The sequence below is a fragment of the Ensifer sp. Root1252 genome (assembly GCF_001425885.1).
Classification (GTDB): domain Bacteria; phylum Pseudomonadota; class Alphaproteobacteria; order Rhizobiales; family Rhizobiaceae; genus Ensifer; species Ensifer canadensis.
The window spans coordinates 103,287-119,258 of record NZ_LMDT01000015.1; the positions used below are offsets into that span (position 1 = coordinate 103,287).

A 15,972-nucleotide genomic window follows, 5' to 3' on the forward strand; every position below is an offset into this window, starting at 1 on the left:
GTTACGGACTGAGTAGGTCAGGCCGAGCGGCGGACCAAAGTCTTTTCTGTCACGGCATTTGCTTCGACGCCGTAGATATCGGAGAGCGTACCCAGAATTCTCATGACCGCGTCGGACGAGCTGGAATAGTAGATCGTCTGAGCGTCACGGCGAGTGCTGACCAGATTCTGGGCTCTCAGTTTGGACAGGTGCTGGGACAGGGCGGACTGGCTCAAGCCCACCTTATTGGCCAATGCGCCGACAGCCATCTCTTCCTTGACAAGGGAATCGAGGATGAGAAGGCGCTTAGGATTTGCCATGGCCGAGAGGAAGCCAGCTGCTATCTCAGCTTCATCGTGTTTTTCAGGCGAAAGTGGCTGCATTGCGTGCTCCATGCGAAAATTACATCACACGTAGTTATGGTTGACGAAGGACGATAATTAGTCGTGATGCATAAAAGGGCAACCACCTACTGCAAGAAATGGGGGTATCTGGCGAGCGATTAACCGTAAAGTTCGCGCAAAAGTGGCCGTAACTCCGAGCTGTCCCGCATTGGCGCGGGGAACTCGAGCCGCTTCAGTTGGTCGCCAAGGGCCAGATCCAGGCCGGCAGCGTCGATACCGACCACTTTCCAGTCACCCTCCGGGCCGTTGCAAAGTTTTTCAGCGTAAAATCTGACCGCTTCGGCATGATCGGCGTTCATATGCTCGATAGCGCCTGCTTCCATGGCGGCGAGCGATGCGGTGGCGGGTGATTCGATCACCAGATCCTGCGCGGTCAGCACATAGGCGCGGCCGAAACCACCGTTAAGGCTGGCGCGTAACGGGTTCAGGCGGAAGAAACCGAAATCCGGAAAATCGACATAGAGCTTCGATTTCGGATGGCGGCGAACGAATCGTTCGCGGATGCGGGCATGGGCATCCGAATCACGCGAGATCGCTTCGGCCTCGCACTGAACCGTCAGCCGTGGATGGGCGAGGGGATCGCCCTTGCCGGGGTCGCCCGTCAGCAGCGAGGCGCGCGTGTCGGCAAGCAGTGCCTTGGTATGGGTCGACAGCTTGGAAATCAGGATCAATGGCACGCCGTCGACATCCATGCCGACGAGAACGCGACTGACGAAAGGAAACCCACCGCTCTCCGGTTCGATCGCCGCAAGCGAGCCGCTGCGTGCGCCGCGCAGAAGCGTGTGCGCAAGCTTGCGCGCCTCGTCATCGGTTTCGCGCAATACGTTCGGTTTGTCGGTCATTCGTCGGTCCTTCCAGAAATTCAAGCGCGGTTCCAGACGAAAAAGCCCGGAACTGGTGCCGGGCTTTTATTGGCTTCTTGTGCGTTTTCGTCAACTTTTGTTGCGGTGTCGCGTCAGGCCTTCAACGATGTTTTGCGCGTTGATCGTGCCGACGACGGAGCCGTTGTCGACGACGCCGACGCTGCCCGGCTGTCGGGACATGGCGTCGAGGATATCGACGAGCGGCGTCGTCGGCTTGGCGGTCGCCGTCACGCCGGCCACGGCCGCTCCGCGTTGGATGCCGGTCTGCATCACGTCCTTTGCCGTCAGCATGCTGATCGGGTTCATGTGCTGGACGAAATCGGCGACATACTGGTTCGCCGGGTTTCTGACGATGTCCTGCGGGGTTCCGCACTGGATGATGCGGCCACCTTCCATGATGGCGATGCGGTTGCCGATGCGGAACGCCTCGTCGAGGTCATGGCTGACGAAGACGATTGTCTTCTTCAGGCGGCGCTGGAATTCGAGCAGTTCGTCCTGAAGCCGGGTGCGGATCAGCGGGTCGAGGGCCGAGAACGGTTCATCCATCAGGAGGATCGGCGCGCCGGTTGCAAAGGCGCGGGCAAGACCGACACGCTGTTGCATGCCGCCTGAAAGCTCGTTGACCTTGCGGTCGGCCCACTTCGTCAGGTTGACGAGCTCTAGCTGCTCGCCGACGCGGGCCTTGCGTTCCGCGTCGGGCATGCCGGCAAGCTCTAGGCCGAAGCCGACATTGTCGGCGACGGTGCGCCAGGGCAAGAGCGCGAACTGCTGGAACACCATCGACACAGTGTGCATGCGGAAGTCGCGCAGCGACTTTGGTGTGGTGCGATAGGGGTTGAGCGGCCCGTTTGCGGTCTTGACCTCGACCTCGCCGCGAACGACGGGCGCAAGGCCGTTGACGGCGCGGAGCAGCGTCGACTTGCCAGAGCCTGACAGCCCCATCAACACGAGGATTTCACCCTCGTTGATCGCGAGCGACGCACCGGCGACACCCAGCACCAGGCCGGTTGCGGCGCCGATTTCGTCACGGGTCTTGCCCTGGTCAACCATCTGGAGCGCGGTCTGCGGATTGTTGCCGAAGATGATGTCGACATTCTTGAAAACGACGGCGTCGGTCATGCACCCTCTCCTTCGTCGGACGAGCGGAACAGGCGGTCGAGGATGATGGCGAGGATGACGATGCAGAGACCAGCCTCGAAACCCTTGGCGACGTTCACCGAGTTCAGTGCGCGAAGCACGGGAACGCCAAGGCCGTTGGCGCCGACGAGTGCGGCGATGACCACCATCGACAGGGAGAGCATGATCGTCTGGGTAAGGCCCGCCATGATCTGCGGCATGGCGAAGGGAAGCTCGACCTTGCGCAGCACCTGGCCGGGTGTCGCGCCGAAGGCCTGTGCCGCCTCCACCAGCGAGGGCGGCGTCGAGATGATGCCGAGACGGGTGAGGCGGATCGGTGCGGGAATGGCGAAGATCACCGTTGCGATCAGGCCCGGCACCATGCCGAGACCGAAGAGAATGAGCGCGGGGATCAGATAGACGAAGGTCGGGATCGTCTGCATCAGGTCGAGGATCGGCCGCATGACGGAGTAGACCCAGGCCCGGCGCGCGGCGGCAATGCCGAGCGGAACGCCGACGGCCATGCTGACGACGCTGGCCGCCAGCACCAGCGCCAGCGTTTCCGTCGTTTCCTTCCAGTAGCCCTGATTGATGATCAGCAGCAATCCGAGGCCGGTGAACAGTGTCACGCCGAGCGAACGGCGGAACCACCAGGCGAGTGCGGTGATAACCGCAACGACGATCAGCGGGTGCGGCGTCTGCAAGATATAAAGCAGAACGCCGACGACGCCGGACAGGAAGCGAGCGAGCTGGTCGAAGAACAACTCGAAGTTCGTCGTCAGCCAGTCGACGAACGCCTTGGCCCAGCCGCCAATGGGAATGCGGTATTCTGTCAGAAATTCCACAGGGTGAATCCGTCTCGTCAGATCAACACTATCGCGCGATGCGGTGAAAAAAGGCGGGGACTTCCCCCGCCTTGCTGCCGGTCAGAGCCCGAGCGCGGTCTTGACAGCGGCGAGACCTTCGCCGCCATCCTTGGTCGTGACGCCGGCAAGCCATGGGTCGATCGCCGTCGGGTTGGCCTTCAGCCATTCCGTTGCGGCAGCGTCCGGCTCCTTGCCGTCATTCAGGATCTTGCCCATGATCTCGTTTTCCATCTGCAGCGAGAACTTGAGGTTCGTGAGCAGCTTGCCGACATTAGGGCATTCGGTGGTGTAGCCGGCGCGCACATTGGTAAAGACGCTGGCGCCGCCGAAATTGGCGCCGAAGATGTCGTCGCCGCCGGAGAGATAGGTGAGCTTGAAATTGGCGTTCATCGGATGCGGTTCCCAGCCGAGGAACACGATCGGCGCGCCATCCTTCTCGGAGCGGGCGACCTGAGCCAGCATGCCCTGTTCGGAGGATTCGACAACTTCGAAACCCTTGAGCCCGAAGGTGTCCTTGTCGACCATGTCGATGATCAGGCGGTTGCCGTCATTGCCCGGCTCGATGCCGTAGATCTTGCCCTCGAGCGCGTCCTTCTTGGTGGCGATGTCCTTGAAGTCCTTGATGCCGAGTTCGGCACCCTTGGCGTTGGTCGCCAGCGTGTATTTCGCGCCTTCGAGGTTCGGTCCGAAGGATTCGACCGACTTGTCGTCGAGATAGGGGCGCACGTCGTTTTCCTGGGTCGGCATCCAGTTGCCGAGGAAGATGTCGATGTCCTTGTTTTTGAGCGAGGTGTAGGTGACCGGAACGGAGAGAACCTTGATATCCGTCTCGTAGCCCAGGCCCTTGAGGACAGCGGAAACCGTAGCGGTGGTGGCGGTGATATCGGTCCATCCGACGTCGGAGAACCGGACGGTGCCACAGTTTTCAGGCTCGGCTGCCGCGGCGTTTCCGGCAACAAGGGCAGCCACCGAAACGGCGCCCGCGAGCATGAATTTGAGAGAGAGTGCTTTGTTCATCGTTGTCGTTCCCCTGCCTCTATTATTGTTTTAGCCAAACACATTGGAGCTTTAGCCAAACACCATTGGATAGCGAATTCAAGCGCTTTGATGTCGAAGGAAGTGTATTGCGTCAATACGCGGACGGGATGCACGCTGCGACGCAGAATGTCGCAATGCCCACGAAATGGTCAAGTTGGGCGAAAAACTGTGGGTCGCGCAAACGGGCTCTGGCCTTCGGGCCCAAGCCTCGTCATGAACCGGCAAGACGATTTCCGGGAACGGCAGGATATGGCCAAACTCTATTTCAGCTATGCGACGATGAATGCGGGCAAGAGCACATTGCTGCTGCAGGCATCCTACAACTACCAGGAACGCGGCATGCGCGTCGTCATGCTGATCGCAGCGTTCGACGACCGTGCCGGCACCGGGCGCATTTCGTCACGCATCGGCCTCGATGCGGATGCCATTCCGTTCCACGGTGGCGACGATCTCTACGCGTTGATCGAAAAGCTCAACACCGATGGTGCGGGCCAGATTGCCTGCGTCTTCGTCGACGAAGCGCAGTTTCTCGACGAGGAGCAGGTCTGGCAGCTGGCGCGGGTCGCCGACCGCATCGGCGTTCCCGTCATGGCCTACGGGTTGCGCACCGATTTCCAAGGCAAGCTTTTTCCGGGCTCGATGGCGCTGCTGGCCATTGCCGACGAGCTGCGCGAAGTGCGCACGATCTGCGACTGCGGCCGCAAGGCGACCATGGTCGTCCGTCTCGACGGGCAGGGCAACGTCGTTCGCGAAGGCGCCCAGGTCGAGGTCGGCGGCAACGAGAAATATGTCTCCTATTGCCGGCGCCATTGGGAAGACAAGATGCGCTGCGACCCCGCCTGAAGCCGATAAACCGGATTCGATTCAGGGCGTTATGCCGCGAGTTTGCAGTGCTACAGCATCCTTCGCTCGTTCTATCGGACGCGCGGCATCGCGGTGCGACTGCATGGCGTCTTGAAAGCCACGCATTCTGGATGCCATGCTGATCCCGGTTTTCCCCGATGAGGTTCGCGATGCCGCGTCTGCTTCCCTATCTTCTGCTCTGTCTCTGTCTCGGAGCGACGCCCGGCCATGCTGGCGGTGACGCCAAGGCGGGGGCATCAGTCTTCCGTAAATGCGGCGCCTGCCACACGGCGACCGAGCCCAACAATAGGGTGGGGCCGAGCCTGATGGGCGTGATCGGCCGTCCGGCCGCCTCGGTCTCCAGCTACAGCTATTCGGAAGCGATGAAGGCCTTCGGATCCGAGGGGCATGTCTGGGACGAAGCGACGATGAGCGAATATCTCCTCAGCCCCAAGGCGATGGTCGGCGGCACCAAGATGAGCTTTGCCGGGCTGAAGAAGCCGCAGGACATTGCCGACGTCATCGCCTATCTCAAGGACCCATCCGCGGCCAAATAGGCAATGCCTTCGATATCTCAATCACTTCGACGGGACGGCTGACCAAAAAAGCCGGCCGGCGAGGCTTGTTCTCTTTCGATAAACACCCTTTATATACCTGCAATCGAAGGCTGAACAATTTGGCCCGGATGGCATCTGTTGCCTCAACCGATCCAGGGGGATGATATGGCGACTCTTCAGAATTTTGACGCGGAAATCGAGAAGACGAAAAGCGTTGTCGAGCAGATGCGCGGCAAGCTTGAGCAATCCGGCGTCGTGCTGGAGCAATTCGCCAAGGCCGAGACCAAGCTCGGCGACGTCAATTTCGATATCGAGAACGCCCGCATCCAGGACGTCATCAGCCAGCAGAAGGTGATGGAGGCCAACATCGCCGACCTGATCATCGGGCTCGAAGATGCGACCAACGTCTTCGGCTCCGAATTCGAGAGCATGAAGAACTATACCGGCTACGAGAAATTCATCGGCATGTTCTCCAAGCAGAAGATGCAGCGCATGCGCACCGACCGGGTGCGCAACATGTCGCTCGCCGGCAACCTGCAGGAGCTGCTGTCGAAATCCGATACCATCGTCGGCATCCTCAAGGACCAGAAGTCGATCCTCGACCAGCGCTACAAGACCTCCGAGCAGAGCCTGATCCAGGTGATCGAGCGCCGCAAGGGCACGATGTCCAATCTCGAAGCGGTGCAGAAGCGTATCGAGGAGCTCAACCCGCTGCTGCTCGACATCGAGAACCGCATTGCTGCGTCGACCGAGCAGAAGGTGCGCACCGAGCTTGAAGGCGAGCGCTCGGCGCTGGCGACGGAATACAACGAGAAGCAGGCGAAGGAGCAGGAGCTGCTGGCCGAGAGCCAGACGCTCGAGCGCTACACCTCGATGTTCCAGACCTTCGTCGATTCGCTCAACAACCAGATCGCCGCACAAAACACTCTGATCAACAAGCTGACGATCGATACCGAGCAGCGCATCGTGCTCTACAAGGCGCTCGAGGATTCGTTGAAGACCGCCGCCCAGCAGGATGTCGCCCACAAGATCAATACGCTCGGAAGCCAGGTCGATACGGCAGCGGAAGAGACGATGGCGGGCATCGGCGCCGCTGCCCAGCGCCATATCGGCGACTTGCTCGAAATGCACGAGAAGAACATGCTGTCGACGCAGGATATCCAGCGCCGCAAGAAGCTGGCCGACGATGCGTTTGCCCGACGCTTCCAGACGGTCATGGACAAGCACAACACCGCCAACTACGTGAAGCAGTGATCGGCGGCAGGGCACGGGCATGCACATGATAGGGTCCGAGTTTGCCTTGCGGCACGCGCCAGGGGGAACGGCATGAAAGTGGCTGCATCCCCCGCCGTGACGCAGTATTTCGCCTCGATCCATTCGGCTCTTGCCGGGCTCGAGCTGTTTCTCGGTGACCGCAATTCGCCGCTCTATCGCAATACGGTGGTCGGTGAGGTGATCGTTCCCTATCTCGCCCGGCTGAAAGCTTCGATCGCCTGCTGGGAGAACCGCATCGGCTTCGTCGATCAGTTCAGGATCTCCCGGGCCGAGAGCGGCTTCCCGGTTTTCCAGAACGTGCTCGAACTGGAAAACGACCGCCAGGCGGCGCCGAAGCGGCTTGCGGATATTCCCTCGGCCGATGCCCTGCGCGAGGAGATGGCCGACTTCATCCTTAGGCAGAAGGCTTTTCCTGAGGCGCTGCAGTCGCGCATGGCCGAGCGGCTCTATCTCGAGCAGATCGGCAAGGGCGAGATTTTTTCGCCGTTCATCCTGCCGGAAACGATCCGCGTTGCCGTCAACCCGAAGACGATGCGGCCCTATTACATCGTGAGCTGGGGCGCCTTCGACGGCACCCAGACCCTGCCGATGGTCTATATGGCGACGATCGAGGATTCCTCCGAGAAGATCGTCGAGATGCTCGTCACCGCGGATGGCAAGCTCAACCCACAGGTCGAGATTCCGCTGCCGGTCGGCGGCCTGCTCAATCCGGAGCTTGCCAGCCGCTTCGATGATTTCGCCTCTAAGAACAGCACCTACTCGCTGACGCCGGTGACGATCGCGACCAATATGGACAAGGATTTCCCCGAGCTGCACCCCAAGCAGTTGCGGCGCATCGTGCTTGGCCCGTTCTATTCGGCCGGGATCACCGAGAACAATGCGAAGATCAACGAGATCCTGTCCAAGGTGCGCAAGCCCGAAAATGCCTGGCTCTTGACCTGGACCGTGCAGGAGGTGTTTTCGAAGGCCGAACGCGCCGCACAGCGCGGCTTCTGGTCGACGACGCCGGCGCAGGAGGAATTCCACATCGACACCGACAATCTGGAGGCCACGCGCATGGGCGTTTCGTCCTACGAGAAACATGCGCTGGTGCCGCACGACGCCTATCAGGCGCTCTATGCATCGGGCGAGGCGGCCCAGGTGTTCGGTGACTACAAGGTGCATGTCATCTCCGGAAACCAGGTCGTGAGCGAGGTTTAAGCATGACGCTCAATACCGGTCTGACGACGCTGCACGAGGACGAGATCGCCAAGCACCAGGCGGTCGCGCAGGGGCTGGTGACCAAGCTGGTGATCCTCGAGCGGGACGAGGGATCAGCCGGCACACCGCTCGCCGGCACCGGGCGACGGTTTGTTTCGACGGTTTCGACCGGCGGCCAGCGCCGCACCCGCGAGGTCGAGCTTGCGCGCACGGTTCAGGCGGTGCGGCAGGGCGACCAGATGCTGTCGCCGGCGCAGCATGCGGTTCTCTACAGGACCCGTCGCGGCATCCAGGTGGCGCTGGCTGTCGCCGACGTCTTCGCGCGCCAGACGAACCTCGAACAGCTGCAGGCGCGCAACACGACCGCGCCGCTTGCCGGCGAGGACGCCAACCAGTTCAAGGCGCTGCTCAACGCTTCCGCCTATATCTCCGCCTTCACGCTGGCCGCCTATCTCGGCTCGACGCTGTCGGGCGAGGGCGAGCCGGTGGACGATGCCGTCGAGCCGGACTTCCTGTTCGATACGCCGCAGGATGCCCTGAAGGGGCTGATCGCGGCGCTCGACCGCAGCATTTCCGGTGCGGCCGACGATTTGGCGCTGACGGCGCGTGCCCGTGCGTTTTCGCGCGTTGCCATCGAAGGGCTTATTGCGCGCAAGGGCCGCTTTACCGGCCTGCAGAGCTTCGAGAACGTGCATATCCGGCTCGACCAGGACGACTTCACCCTGAACGGCTTCGACGTCGCGCCCGGCCAGAAGCGCAAGCCGCTGGTGATGACCTTCAAGAAACCGGAAGAGATCATCGGCAACCATATCGCCAAGTATCAGGCGCTGAAGCTTGCCAAGATGCTGATGGCCTATGACTTCGACCGACAGATGAACCCGTTCGTCGAACTTGGCGGCTTCCTGTTCACCTTTATCGGCGACGGCATGCCGGGCACCGGCAAGACGATCCTGATCCAGATGCTCGCCGGCATGCTCAACGAATATTGCGAGATCGCCGGCTACGCCTTCCACTACGAAAACTTCGGCGTCGACCAGATCTCCTCCTATCAGGGCAAATCGGGCCAGAACTGCAAGGAGTTCGTCAACAACGTCATCAACCCGCGCGCCATCGGCTTCGGCACCATCGACGATGTCGACCAGGTTGCGGCCAAGCGCTCCGACGACCGGGCATCGGCCGGCCAGCACGAGGTGACGGCGGTGCTGATGGAAAGCTTTGCCGGCGCATCGACGGTGGTGCGCGGCAACTGCACCTTCGGCATGTTCTCCAACTATCCCGAGAATGTCGACGATGCGCTGCGCCAGCGCGCCGGCGCCCGCTGGCTGGTCGACGGGCCGCAGACGGAAGACGACTATATCGACATCTTCGCGCTGCTCGTCGGCAAGAACCACAAGATCCCACTCGGCGAGCACGCGCTGTTCGAGGGACAGGAGATCAAGCGCGCCGTGTCGCAATCCTACGGGGCGCATTCGCGACCGCAGGAGGAGGGGCTGGTTTCCGTCTGGGAGCGGTACCAGAAGGAGAAGGGCGCGCTTGCCACGCTTGCCGATGTCGGCGCCTATCTGCACATGATCAAGGAGGCAGAGCCGCGCTTTACCGGCCGGGCGATCAAGAACATCACCGACGCGGTCAAGCTCAGGGCGATGGACGTCGAATTGCCCGACGACTGGTTCAAGGATGCCGGCTCGTTCATGCACAAGGGCTATGACGAGAAGAAAGCGATGATCGAGGCGCTTCGCGGCCCGATCACCATCGAGATGGTGCTGCAGGAAATCAACCGCTACGCCGACAGCGAATTCCGCTACACCGACAAGTCGGACGATGCCGCCGTCACCGACATCATCCGCCGCGAGCGCCAGCGCGAAAAGGCGATCCGCGAGATCGAGGCGATGAAACGCGACGGCCGGTGGCAGGGCTGATGGCGGGGAGCGCTGAGCTATGAAACGTCTGCTCGAAGCCGAGCTTATCTATGGACGCCTGCTCGATATCGCCGAGCCGCATCTGATCGCGCGCTACAACAAGGCGCTGGAGGGCTTTGGCCTGCGTCCGACGGCGCTGGAACGCTTCAGCATCGACATGACGGGGTTCTCGCCGGAGATTGCCGACGAGCTTGGCGATCGCGACTATCTCGACCCCAACCGGGTGAACCGCCGTTTCATCATCATGACGCCGGATCAGGCGGAACTGCCGGTGGTGCACACAAGCTTTTCCAACACGGCGGCGTTGATGCACGAGTTCTTCAACGCCAACAGTCGGGCGATCAACGCAGTGACGATCAAGGATGCACTCTACGGCGAGATCGAGGATTCGGTTTCCATCGTCGACGACATCGATGATCTGCTGTCGATCAACGAGGTGCGCTTCCGGGTGCTTTCCGCAGAAGACATGCTGGGCAAGGCGGCCGAACTCAGGAGCCTGGTCGACCGACTGAAGAAGGTGCCGACCGCCTGGACTGATGACGAGATGCTGAACCGCATGGTCGAACTGGCGAAGGTGACGGGCGACATCCGCCAGAACGCGCTGGTGCCGGATCAGCTGGTTTTCCGCCACGATGCCTTCTGGGCCAATCACTTCGGCGGCGTCTATGTCTTCCTCGACGAGAAGACGACGACCGTCATCTGCGACCCGTCGGTCCCCGGTTTCCGCCGGTCGCGGCCCTGGCAGGTCAGCTACATCGCGATCGACGATCACGCCCGCATCTACGATTTCCTGGCCTCGACAAAGCGGTTGCAACTGCCCCAGGCGTCCTGGGTCGAGGACTCAGGGCTCTACCAGCATCGCGCCGACATGGTGGTGCGCGGTTTGATCAACGATGCCGATCCGACGACGGATCTTGCCCGCGCCGACCGGATCTGGCTGCAGACCTGGATGCATCGCAACGCGGCACTCGTTGCCCAGGATGCCACCTATCCCTTCCTGCAGGAGATGCAGCGCATGGTGCAGACGACGGGCAGCATCCGGATGCAGGATGTCGCGCCGGCAAACCGCTTCATGCTGGTGAGGGCCGCGCCCGTTCATCCCGATCAGTGGCTGGTCAACCGCTTGATCGCCCAGCTCGTTCCCCGCGATTTCGTTTCCCGCTTCGTCTTCGACAAGCAGGGGTTTTATGACGCCTACGAGCGTTACAGCGAAAAGTTCAGGGAATATGTTGTGACGACCTTGACCGGCACATATCTCAAGGACAAGGCGGCCTTCCGCCGCAAGCTTTACGGCCTCAGAGAGGAATAGGACATGTTTGATCCGATCGTCGCGTTTTTCCAGCGTGTCTTTACCGCGATCGGTCGCGGCATCGGCCTGGCCGTTGCCTGGCTGCTGTGGCCGTTCGTTGCGCTTGGAAACTGGTATCGCCAGCGCAACTGGATCATCAAGGGGCCGATCGGCATCATCCTGCTCGGCCTGATCTTCTTCTACGGCTATTTCATCTGGCAGACCCAGGCCTGGACGAATTTCGATGCCGACTATGTTGATCGCTACAAGCTCGCCGAGCGCAAGGTGCCGGCGGGTTCGCCTGTGGCGGGGCCCGGTGTCACGACCGGACAAACGACGACCGGCGCAGCGGCAGCCAACCAGGCGGCCGCGGTTACGCCGCCGGCCGAAGTTACGCCTGAGGCACTTGCCGCCGTGCAACTGCCCGCCGGGACCCAGTGCCAGACCTCGGCGATCGTCGATGTCGCGGCCGATCTCATCGATTTCAACGTCAATGAGAATGCCTGGATTTCGTCGATGCTGCTCTACAAGGTCGGCTTCTTCGGCCTCGATTGGGACGATACGCCTTGGCTCGACAACAAGGCATCGTTCCAGCGCGGCATCAACCAGGCGGTTCGCCGTACCTCGGTTGAACTGGTCGATTCACTCGGTCGCGTTCGCGGCACGTCAGGCATCAACAACGATCTGCAGCGGGCGCGTGGCAACATCCAGTTCGACGAGGAGACCTGGTACTTCGGCCTCAATCCGTTTGGCCCGAAGACCCCGACACCGAGCTTCTATCGCGCTGCCATGCGGGACATGCGCACCTTCAACACCACGCTTGCCAAGTGCGATGCCGTCTTTGACGGTCGCGCCGATAACCTGGTGGAGTTCCTCGACCGCATCGCCAACGATCTCGGCAACACCTCGGCGATCATTCGCGAGCGCTCGGAAAACCACAATGGCGGCTGGTTCGACACGCGTGCCGACGACCGTTTCTGGTTCGCCTACGGACAGCTCTACGGTTACTACGGCATCCTTTCGGCTGCCGGCGCCGACTTCGAGAACGTCGTCGCCCAGCGCGGCCTGACGCCGATCTGGACGGAAACGATCAAGCAGCTGCGCTCGGCACTTCGCATCCAGCCGTTCATCATCTCCAACGGCGAAGAGGCCGGCTGGATCATGCCGACGCATCTGGCGACCATGGGCTTCTATATCCTGCGGGTGCGCTCCAACATCGTCGAGATGCGCGACATTCTCGCGCGATAAAGATCAGCGCCTGATGGGCGGCAGCTCCAGCCGGAGTCGTGCCTTCCGGCGAAGGTGCAAGAAACGCCTCATCCCGAATGGGGTCAGGCACAGAAATGCAGCTTGGGGGGAGGGGAAAACCCATGGTGGAGGTCAAGTCCGATATCGAAATCGCGCGTGCCGCGAAGAAGAGGCCGATCCTGGAGATCGGTGCAAAGCTCGGCATTCCGCCGGAGCATCTGCTGCCCTACGGCCATGACAAGGCAAAGATCGGCGCGGAATTCATTGCTGCACAGAAGGACCGCAAGAACGGCCATCTGATCCTGGTGACCGCGATCAATCCGACGCCCGCCGGCGAGGGCAAGACGACGACGACGGTCGGTCTCGGCGACGGCCTCAACCGCATCGGCAAGAAGGCGATCGTCTGCATCCGCGAGGCGTCGCTCGGCCCCTGTTTCGGCGTCAAGGGTGGGGCGGCCGGCGGCGGCTACGCCCAGGTGGTGCCGATGGAGGACATGAACCTTCATTTCACCGGCGATTTCCACGCCATCACATCCGCCCACAACCTGCTTGCGGCGCTGCTCGACAACCATATCTATTGGGGCAACGAGCAGAACATCGACATCCGGCGCATTTCCTGGCGACGGGTGATGGACATGAACGATCGGGCGCTGCGCAACATCGTCGGCTCGCTCGGCGGCGTTGCCAACGGTTATCCGCGCGAGACCGGTTTCGACATCACAGTTGCTTCCGAGGTCATGGCGATCCTTTGCCTTTCGATGGATCTGAAGGACCTGGAAAAGCGCCTCGGCAACATCATCATCGGCTACCGGCGTGACAAGAGCCCGGTCCTTGCCCGCGATATCAAGGCGGACGGGGCGATGACCGTGCTGTTGAAGGATGCGATGCAGCCGAACCTGGTGCAGACGCTGGAGAACAATCCGGCCTTCGTGCACGGCGGCCCGTTCGCCAATATTGCCCATGGCTGCAACTCGGTGATCGCGACGACCACGGCGCTGAAACTCGCAGATTACGTGGTAACCGAAGCCGGCTTCGGCGCCGATCTCGGCGCGGAAAAATTCTTCGACATCAAATGTCGCAAGGCCGGGCTCAAGCCCGATGCCGCCGTCATCGTCGCCACCGTGCGCGCCATCAAGATGAATGGCGGCGTCAAGAAGGACGATCTCGGCAAGGAGAACCTCGAGGCGCTGCGCAAAGGCTGCGCCAACCTCGGCCGCCACGTCCAGAACGTCAAGAAGTTCGGCGTGCCTGCGATCGTCGCGATCAATCACTTCACCTCCGATACCGAGGCCGAGGTGCAGGCAATCAAGGACTATGTCGCAACGCTCGGTGCAGAGGCCGTGCTCTGCCGCCACTGGGCCGAAGGTTCTGTAGGCATCGAGGAACTGGCGCGAAAGGTAGCAGCACTCGCCGAAGGCGGCCACTCGCAGTTTTCGCCGCTCTATCCCGACGAGATGCCGCTGTTCCACAAAATCGAGACGATCGCCAAGGACATCTACCACGCCAGCGAAGTGATCGCCGACAAGTCGGTGCGTGATCAATTGCGCACCTGGGAGGATCAGGGCTACGGCCACCTGCCGATCTGCATGGCCAAGACGCAATATTCGTTTTCGACCGACCCGAACCTGCGCGGCGCGCCGACGGGCCACACGGTGCCGATCCGCGAAGTGCGGCTTGCCGCCGGCGCCGGCTTCATCGTCGTCATCACCGGCGAAATCATGACGATGCCGGGCCTGCCGAAGGTGCCGTCATCGGAGAAGATCTACCTCAATCAGCAGGGCTATATCGAAGGCCTGTTCTAGAGCAGTTCCAGGAAAAGTGCGAAGCGGTTTTCCGTCAGGAAATGCGTAAAAACAAAGAGATAGAGCGCTTATGCGATTCCGTCTAAATCGGAAACGCTTGAGCTCCCGGCTACTGTAAGTTTCCGTAAATCGCATTCGATTTAGGGATAAAAGCAGCGGCAATTTAAAGCGCTACAGCGACCTTGGCGCGTCTAACAAGACGCGCGGCGCTGTAGGCATAACGCCTCAAACCGAGATCGATTTGAGGCGTTATGGATTGATTTTAAAGCGTTTCCGCTCCCGTTTCGCTTCCCGAGGCGCCACGTCTCAGTCGAGGCTGATGAAGTCCGCCTTGCCGACGGGAACGCCCTTATGGCGGAGAATGTCGTAGGCCGTGGTCAGGTGGAAATAGAAGTTCGGCAGCACGAATTTCAACAGATAGTCCTCGCCGCTCAACGTCATCTTCAGCTTGGTGAAGGTCAGGGTGACCTCGCGGGTTTCGCTGCCGTCGAGATCGGACGGTCGAACGGTCTCCAGGAATGCGACGGTCTTGCCGATGCGCTCGCGCAGTTCCCCGAACGTCTTCTCCTCATCGGGAAAGCTCGGCACCTCGAGCGCGGTCAGCCGGGCGATGGTGCCCTTTGACGTGTCGCTGGCGCGCTGCACCTGGCCTGCAAGCGGCAGCATGTCGGCGACCAGTCGGGCGTTGACCAGATCGTCGAGCGAAAGACCGGTTTCGCCGGCATGGGCCTCGGCCTTGTCGAGCAATTTGCCGAGGACATTGAAGCCATGGACGAAGGTGGGAACGGAGAGCCTGTACATTGTGAGCGCCATGGAGGTTTCCTCGGGCTTGGGGGGCAGTGATATTCCTGGGCTGCTATCTGGGGAAGGAAACCTGATCCTGCAAGGTATCTACGCCACCTTTGTTGCCGTGCAAGCCGTGCGGGTTGCTCGCTTGATGGTGACGAAAGGGAGAGGGTATTGTCCTGATCAGTGCGTCCGTGCTGATGTTGCGAGTGCCTGCCCACCGATACGATGTGAGCAAAATCGATCTGAGCCGCCATGACCCCGTTGGACCTTGAAGCTTATCTTCACGCCCATATTCCGCTTTCGGCAGCGATGCAGGTTCATGTCGACGAAGCGATTGATGAGCACGTGCGGCTATCTGCGCCGCTCGCTCCCAACATCAATCATCGCGAAACGGTGTTCGGCGGCAGTGCCTCCGCACTCTCCATCCTTGCCGCCTGGTCGCTGCTGCACGTGCGGCTGACGCACGCGGGCGTTCCGGCCCGCCTCGTGATCCAGAGCAACCGGATGGAGTATCTGAAGCCGGTTGCCGGTGCATTCTCCTCTCGGTCAACCCTTGCGGACATGGGGCAATGGCCGAGCTTCCTGCGGCTGTTTCACCGTCGGGGCAGGGCAAGGATCGTCGTTGCCGCCGAGTTGCTGGATGACGGTGAGCTTGCCGGGCGTTTCGAAGGCGAGTTCGTCGCCCTTGGCTATGGTGCGGATTAAAGCGTTCCAGATAAGGCGCGAAGCGGTTTTCCGTCAGGAAATGCGTGAAGCAAAACGATAGAGCGGTTCAGCGACTCCGT

The 15,972-nt window shown here is 61.1% G+C and carries 15 protein-coding genes; 9 read left to right on the top strand and 6 right to left on the bottom strand.

Features of this window, described 5'->3' with window-relative positions; translation table 11 throughout:
• Positions 1-17 precede the first annotated feature (17 nt).
• The 5 genes from ASD02_RS18095 to ASD02_RS18115 all read right to left on the bottom strand — a co-directional run bounded on the left by ASD02_RS18095 (position 18) and on the right by ASD02_RS18115 (position 4,245).
• A complete protein-coding gene (locus ASD02_RS18095; RefSeq protein ID WP_025427991.1) occupies positions 18-362 on the bottom strand; it encodes a metalloregulator ArsR/SmtB family transcription factor in 345 nt (114 codons plus the stop codon).
• Positions 363-481: 119 nt separating this feature from the next.
• Positions 482-1,225, bottom strand: a complete 744-nt coding sequence (locus ASD02_RS18100) for a HugZ family protein (protein WP_025427990.1) — start codon at positions 1,223-1,225, stop codon at positions 482-484.
• 90 nt (positions 1,226-1,315) lie between these two features.
• Positions 1,316-2,365 (bottom strand): choline ABC transporter ATP-binding protein, encoded by a 1,050-nt coding sequence (choV, locus tag ASD02_RS18105; RefSeq protein ID WP_025427989.1) that lies wholly within the window; start codon positions 2,363-2,365, stop codon positions 1,316-1,318.
• On the bottom strand, positions 2,362-3,207 hold the full coding sequence (choW, locus tag ASD02_RS18110; RefSeq protein ID WP_025427988.1) for a choline ABC transporter permease subunit: 846 nt from the start codon (positions 3,205-3,207) through the stop codon (positions 2,362-2,364). The genes choV and choW overlap by 4 nt, the downstream gene beginning before the upstream one ends.
• Before the next feature lie 81 nt (positions 3,208-3,288).
• Positions 3,289-4,245 carry a choline ABC transporter substrate-binding protein gene (locus ASD02_RS18115; RefSeq protein WP_025427987.1) on the bottom strand — a complete coding sequence of 319 codons (957 nt, stop codon included), beginning with the start codon at positions 4,243-4,245 and terminating at the stop codon, positions 3,289-3,291.
• Positions 4,246-4,515: 270 nt separating this feature from the next.
• Between ASD02_RS18115 and ASD02_RS18120 the strand changes: the two genes are divergently transcribed.
• The 8 genes from ASD02_RS18120 to ASD02_RS18155 all read left to right on the top strand — a co-directional run bounded on the left by ASD02_RS18120 (position 4,516) and on the right by ASD02_RS18155 (position 14,398).
• Positions 4,516-5,109, top strand: coding sequence for a thymidine kinase (locus ASD02_RS18120; RefSeq protein WP_025427986.1), 594 nt, complete (start codon positions 4,516-4,518; stop codon positions 5,107-5,109).
• Positions 5,110-5,279: 170 nt separating this feature from the next.
• Positions 5,280-5,666 (top strand): cytochrome c family protein, encoded by a 387-nt coding sequence (locus tag ASD02_RS18125; RefSeq protein ID WP_025427985.1) that lies wholly within the window; start codon positions 5,280-5,282, stop codon positions 5,664-5,666.
• Positions 5,667-5,831: 165 nt separating this feature from the next.
• Complete coding sequence (locus ASD02_RS18130) at positions 5,832-6,920, top strand: hypothetical protein (protein ID WP_057205736.1); 1,089 nt, start codon at positions 5,832-5,834, stop codon at positions 6,918-6,920.
• 72 nt (positions 6,921-6,992) lie between these two features.
• A complete protein-coding gene (locus tag ASD02_RS18135) occupies positions 6,993-8,141 on the top strand; it encodes a hypothetical protein (RefSeq protein ID WP_025427983.1) in 1,149 nt (382 codons plus the stop codon).
• Between the two features lie 2 nt (positions 8,142-8,143).
• Entirely contained in the window at positions 8,144-10,060 is a 1,917-nt protein-coding gene (locus ASD02_RS18140) for an AAA family ATPase (RefSeq protein ID WP_057221003.1), read from the top strand.
• 19 nt (positions 10,061-10,079) lie between these two features.
• Positions 10,080-11,369 (top strand): DUF6638 family protein, encoded by a 1,290-nt coding sequence (locus ASD02_RS18145; RefSeq protein WP_025427981.1) that lies wholly within the window; start codon positions 10,080-10,082, stop codon positions 11,367-11,369.
• 3 nt (positions 11,370-11,372) lie between these two features.
• Complete coding sequence (locus ASD02_RS18150) at positions 11,373-12,596, top strand: DUF2333 family protein (protein WP_025427980.1); 1,224 nt, start codon at positions 11,373-11,375, stop codon at positions 12,594-12,596.
• 122 nt (positions 12,597-12,718) lie between these two features.
• Positions 12,719-14,398 carry a formate--tetrahydrofolate ligase gene (locus ASD02_RS18155; RefSeq protein WP_025427979.1) on the top strand — a complete coding sequence of 560 codons (1,680 nt, stop codon included), beginning with the start codon at positions 12,719-12,721 and terminating at the stop codon, positions 14,396-14,398.
• A 306-nt stretch (positions 14,399-14,704) separates the two neighbouring features.
• Here ASD02_RS18155 and ASD02_RS18160 read toward each other — a convergent pair whose 3' ends face one another.
• Entirely contained in the window at positions 14,705-15,211 is a 507-nt protein-coding gene (locus ASD02_RS18160; protein WP_057258474.1) for a DUF1993 domain-containing protein, read from the bottom strand.
• Positions 15,212-15,439: 228 nt separating this feature from the next.
• Here ASD02_RS18160 and ASD02_RS18165 point away from each other — a divergent pair, with 228 nt between their 5' ends.
• Positions 15,440-15,892 (top strand): YiiD C-terminal domain-containing protein, encoded by a 453-nt coding sequence (locus tag ASD02_RS18165; RefSeq protein WP_025427977.1) that lies wholly within the window; start codon positions 15,440-15,442, stop codon positions 15,890-15,892.
• The last annotated feature ends 80 nt before the right edge of the window (positions 15,893-15,972 follow it).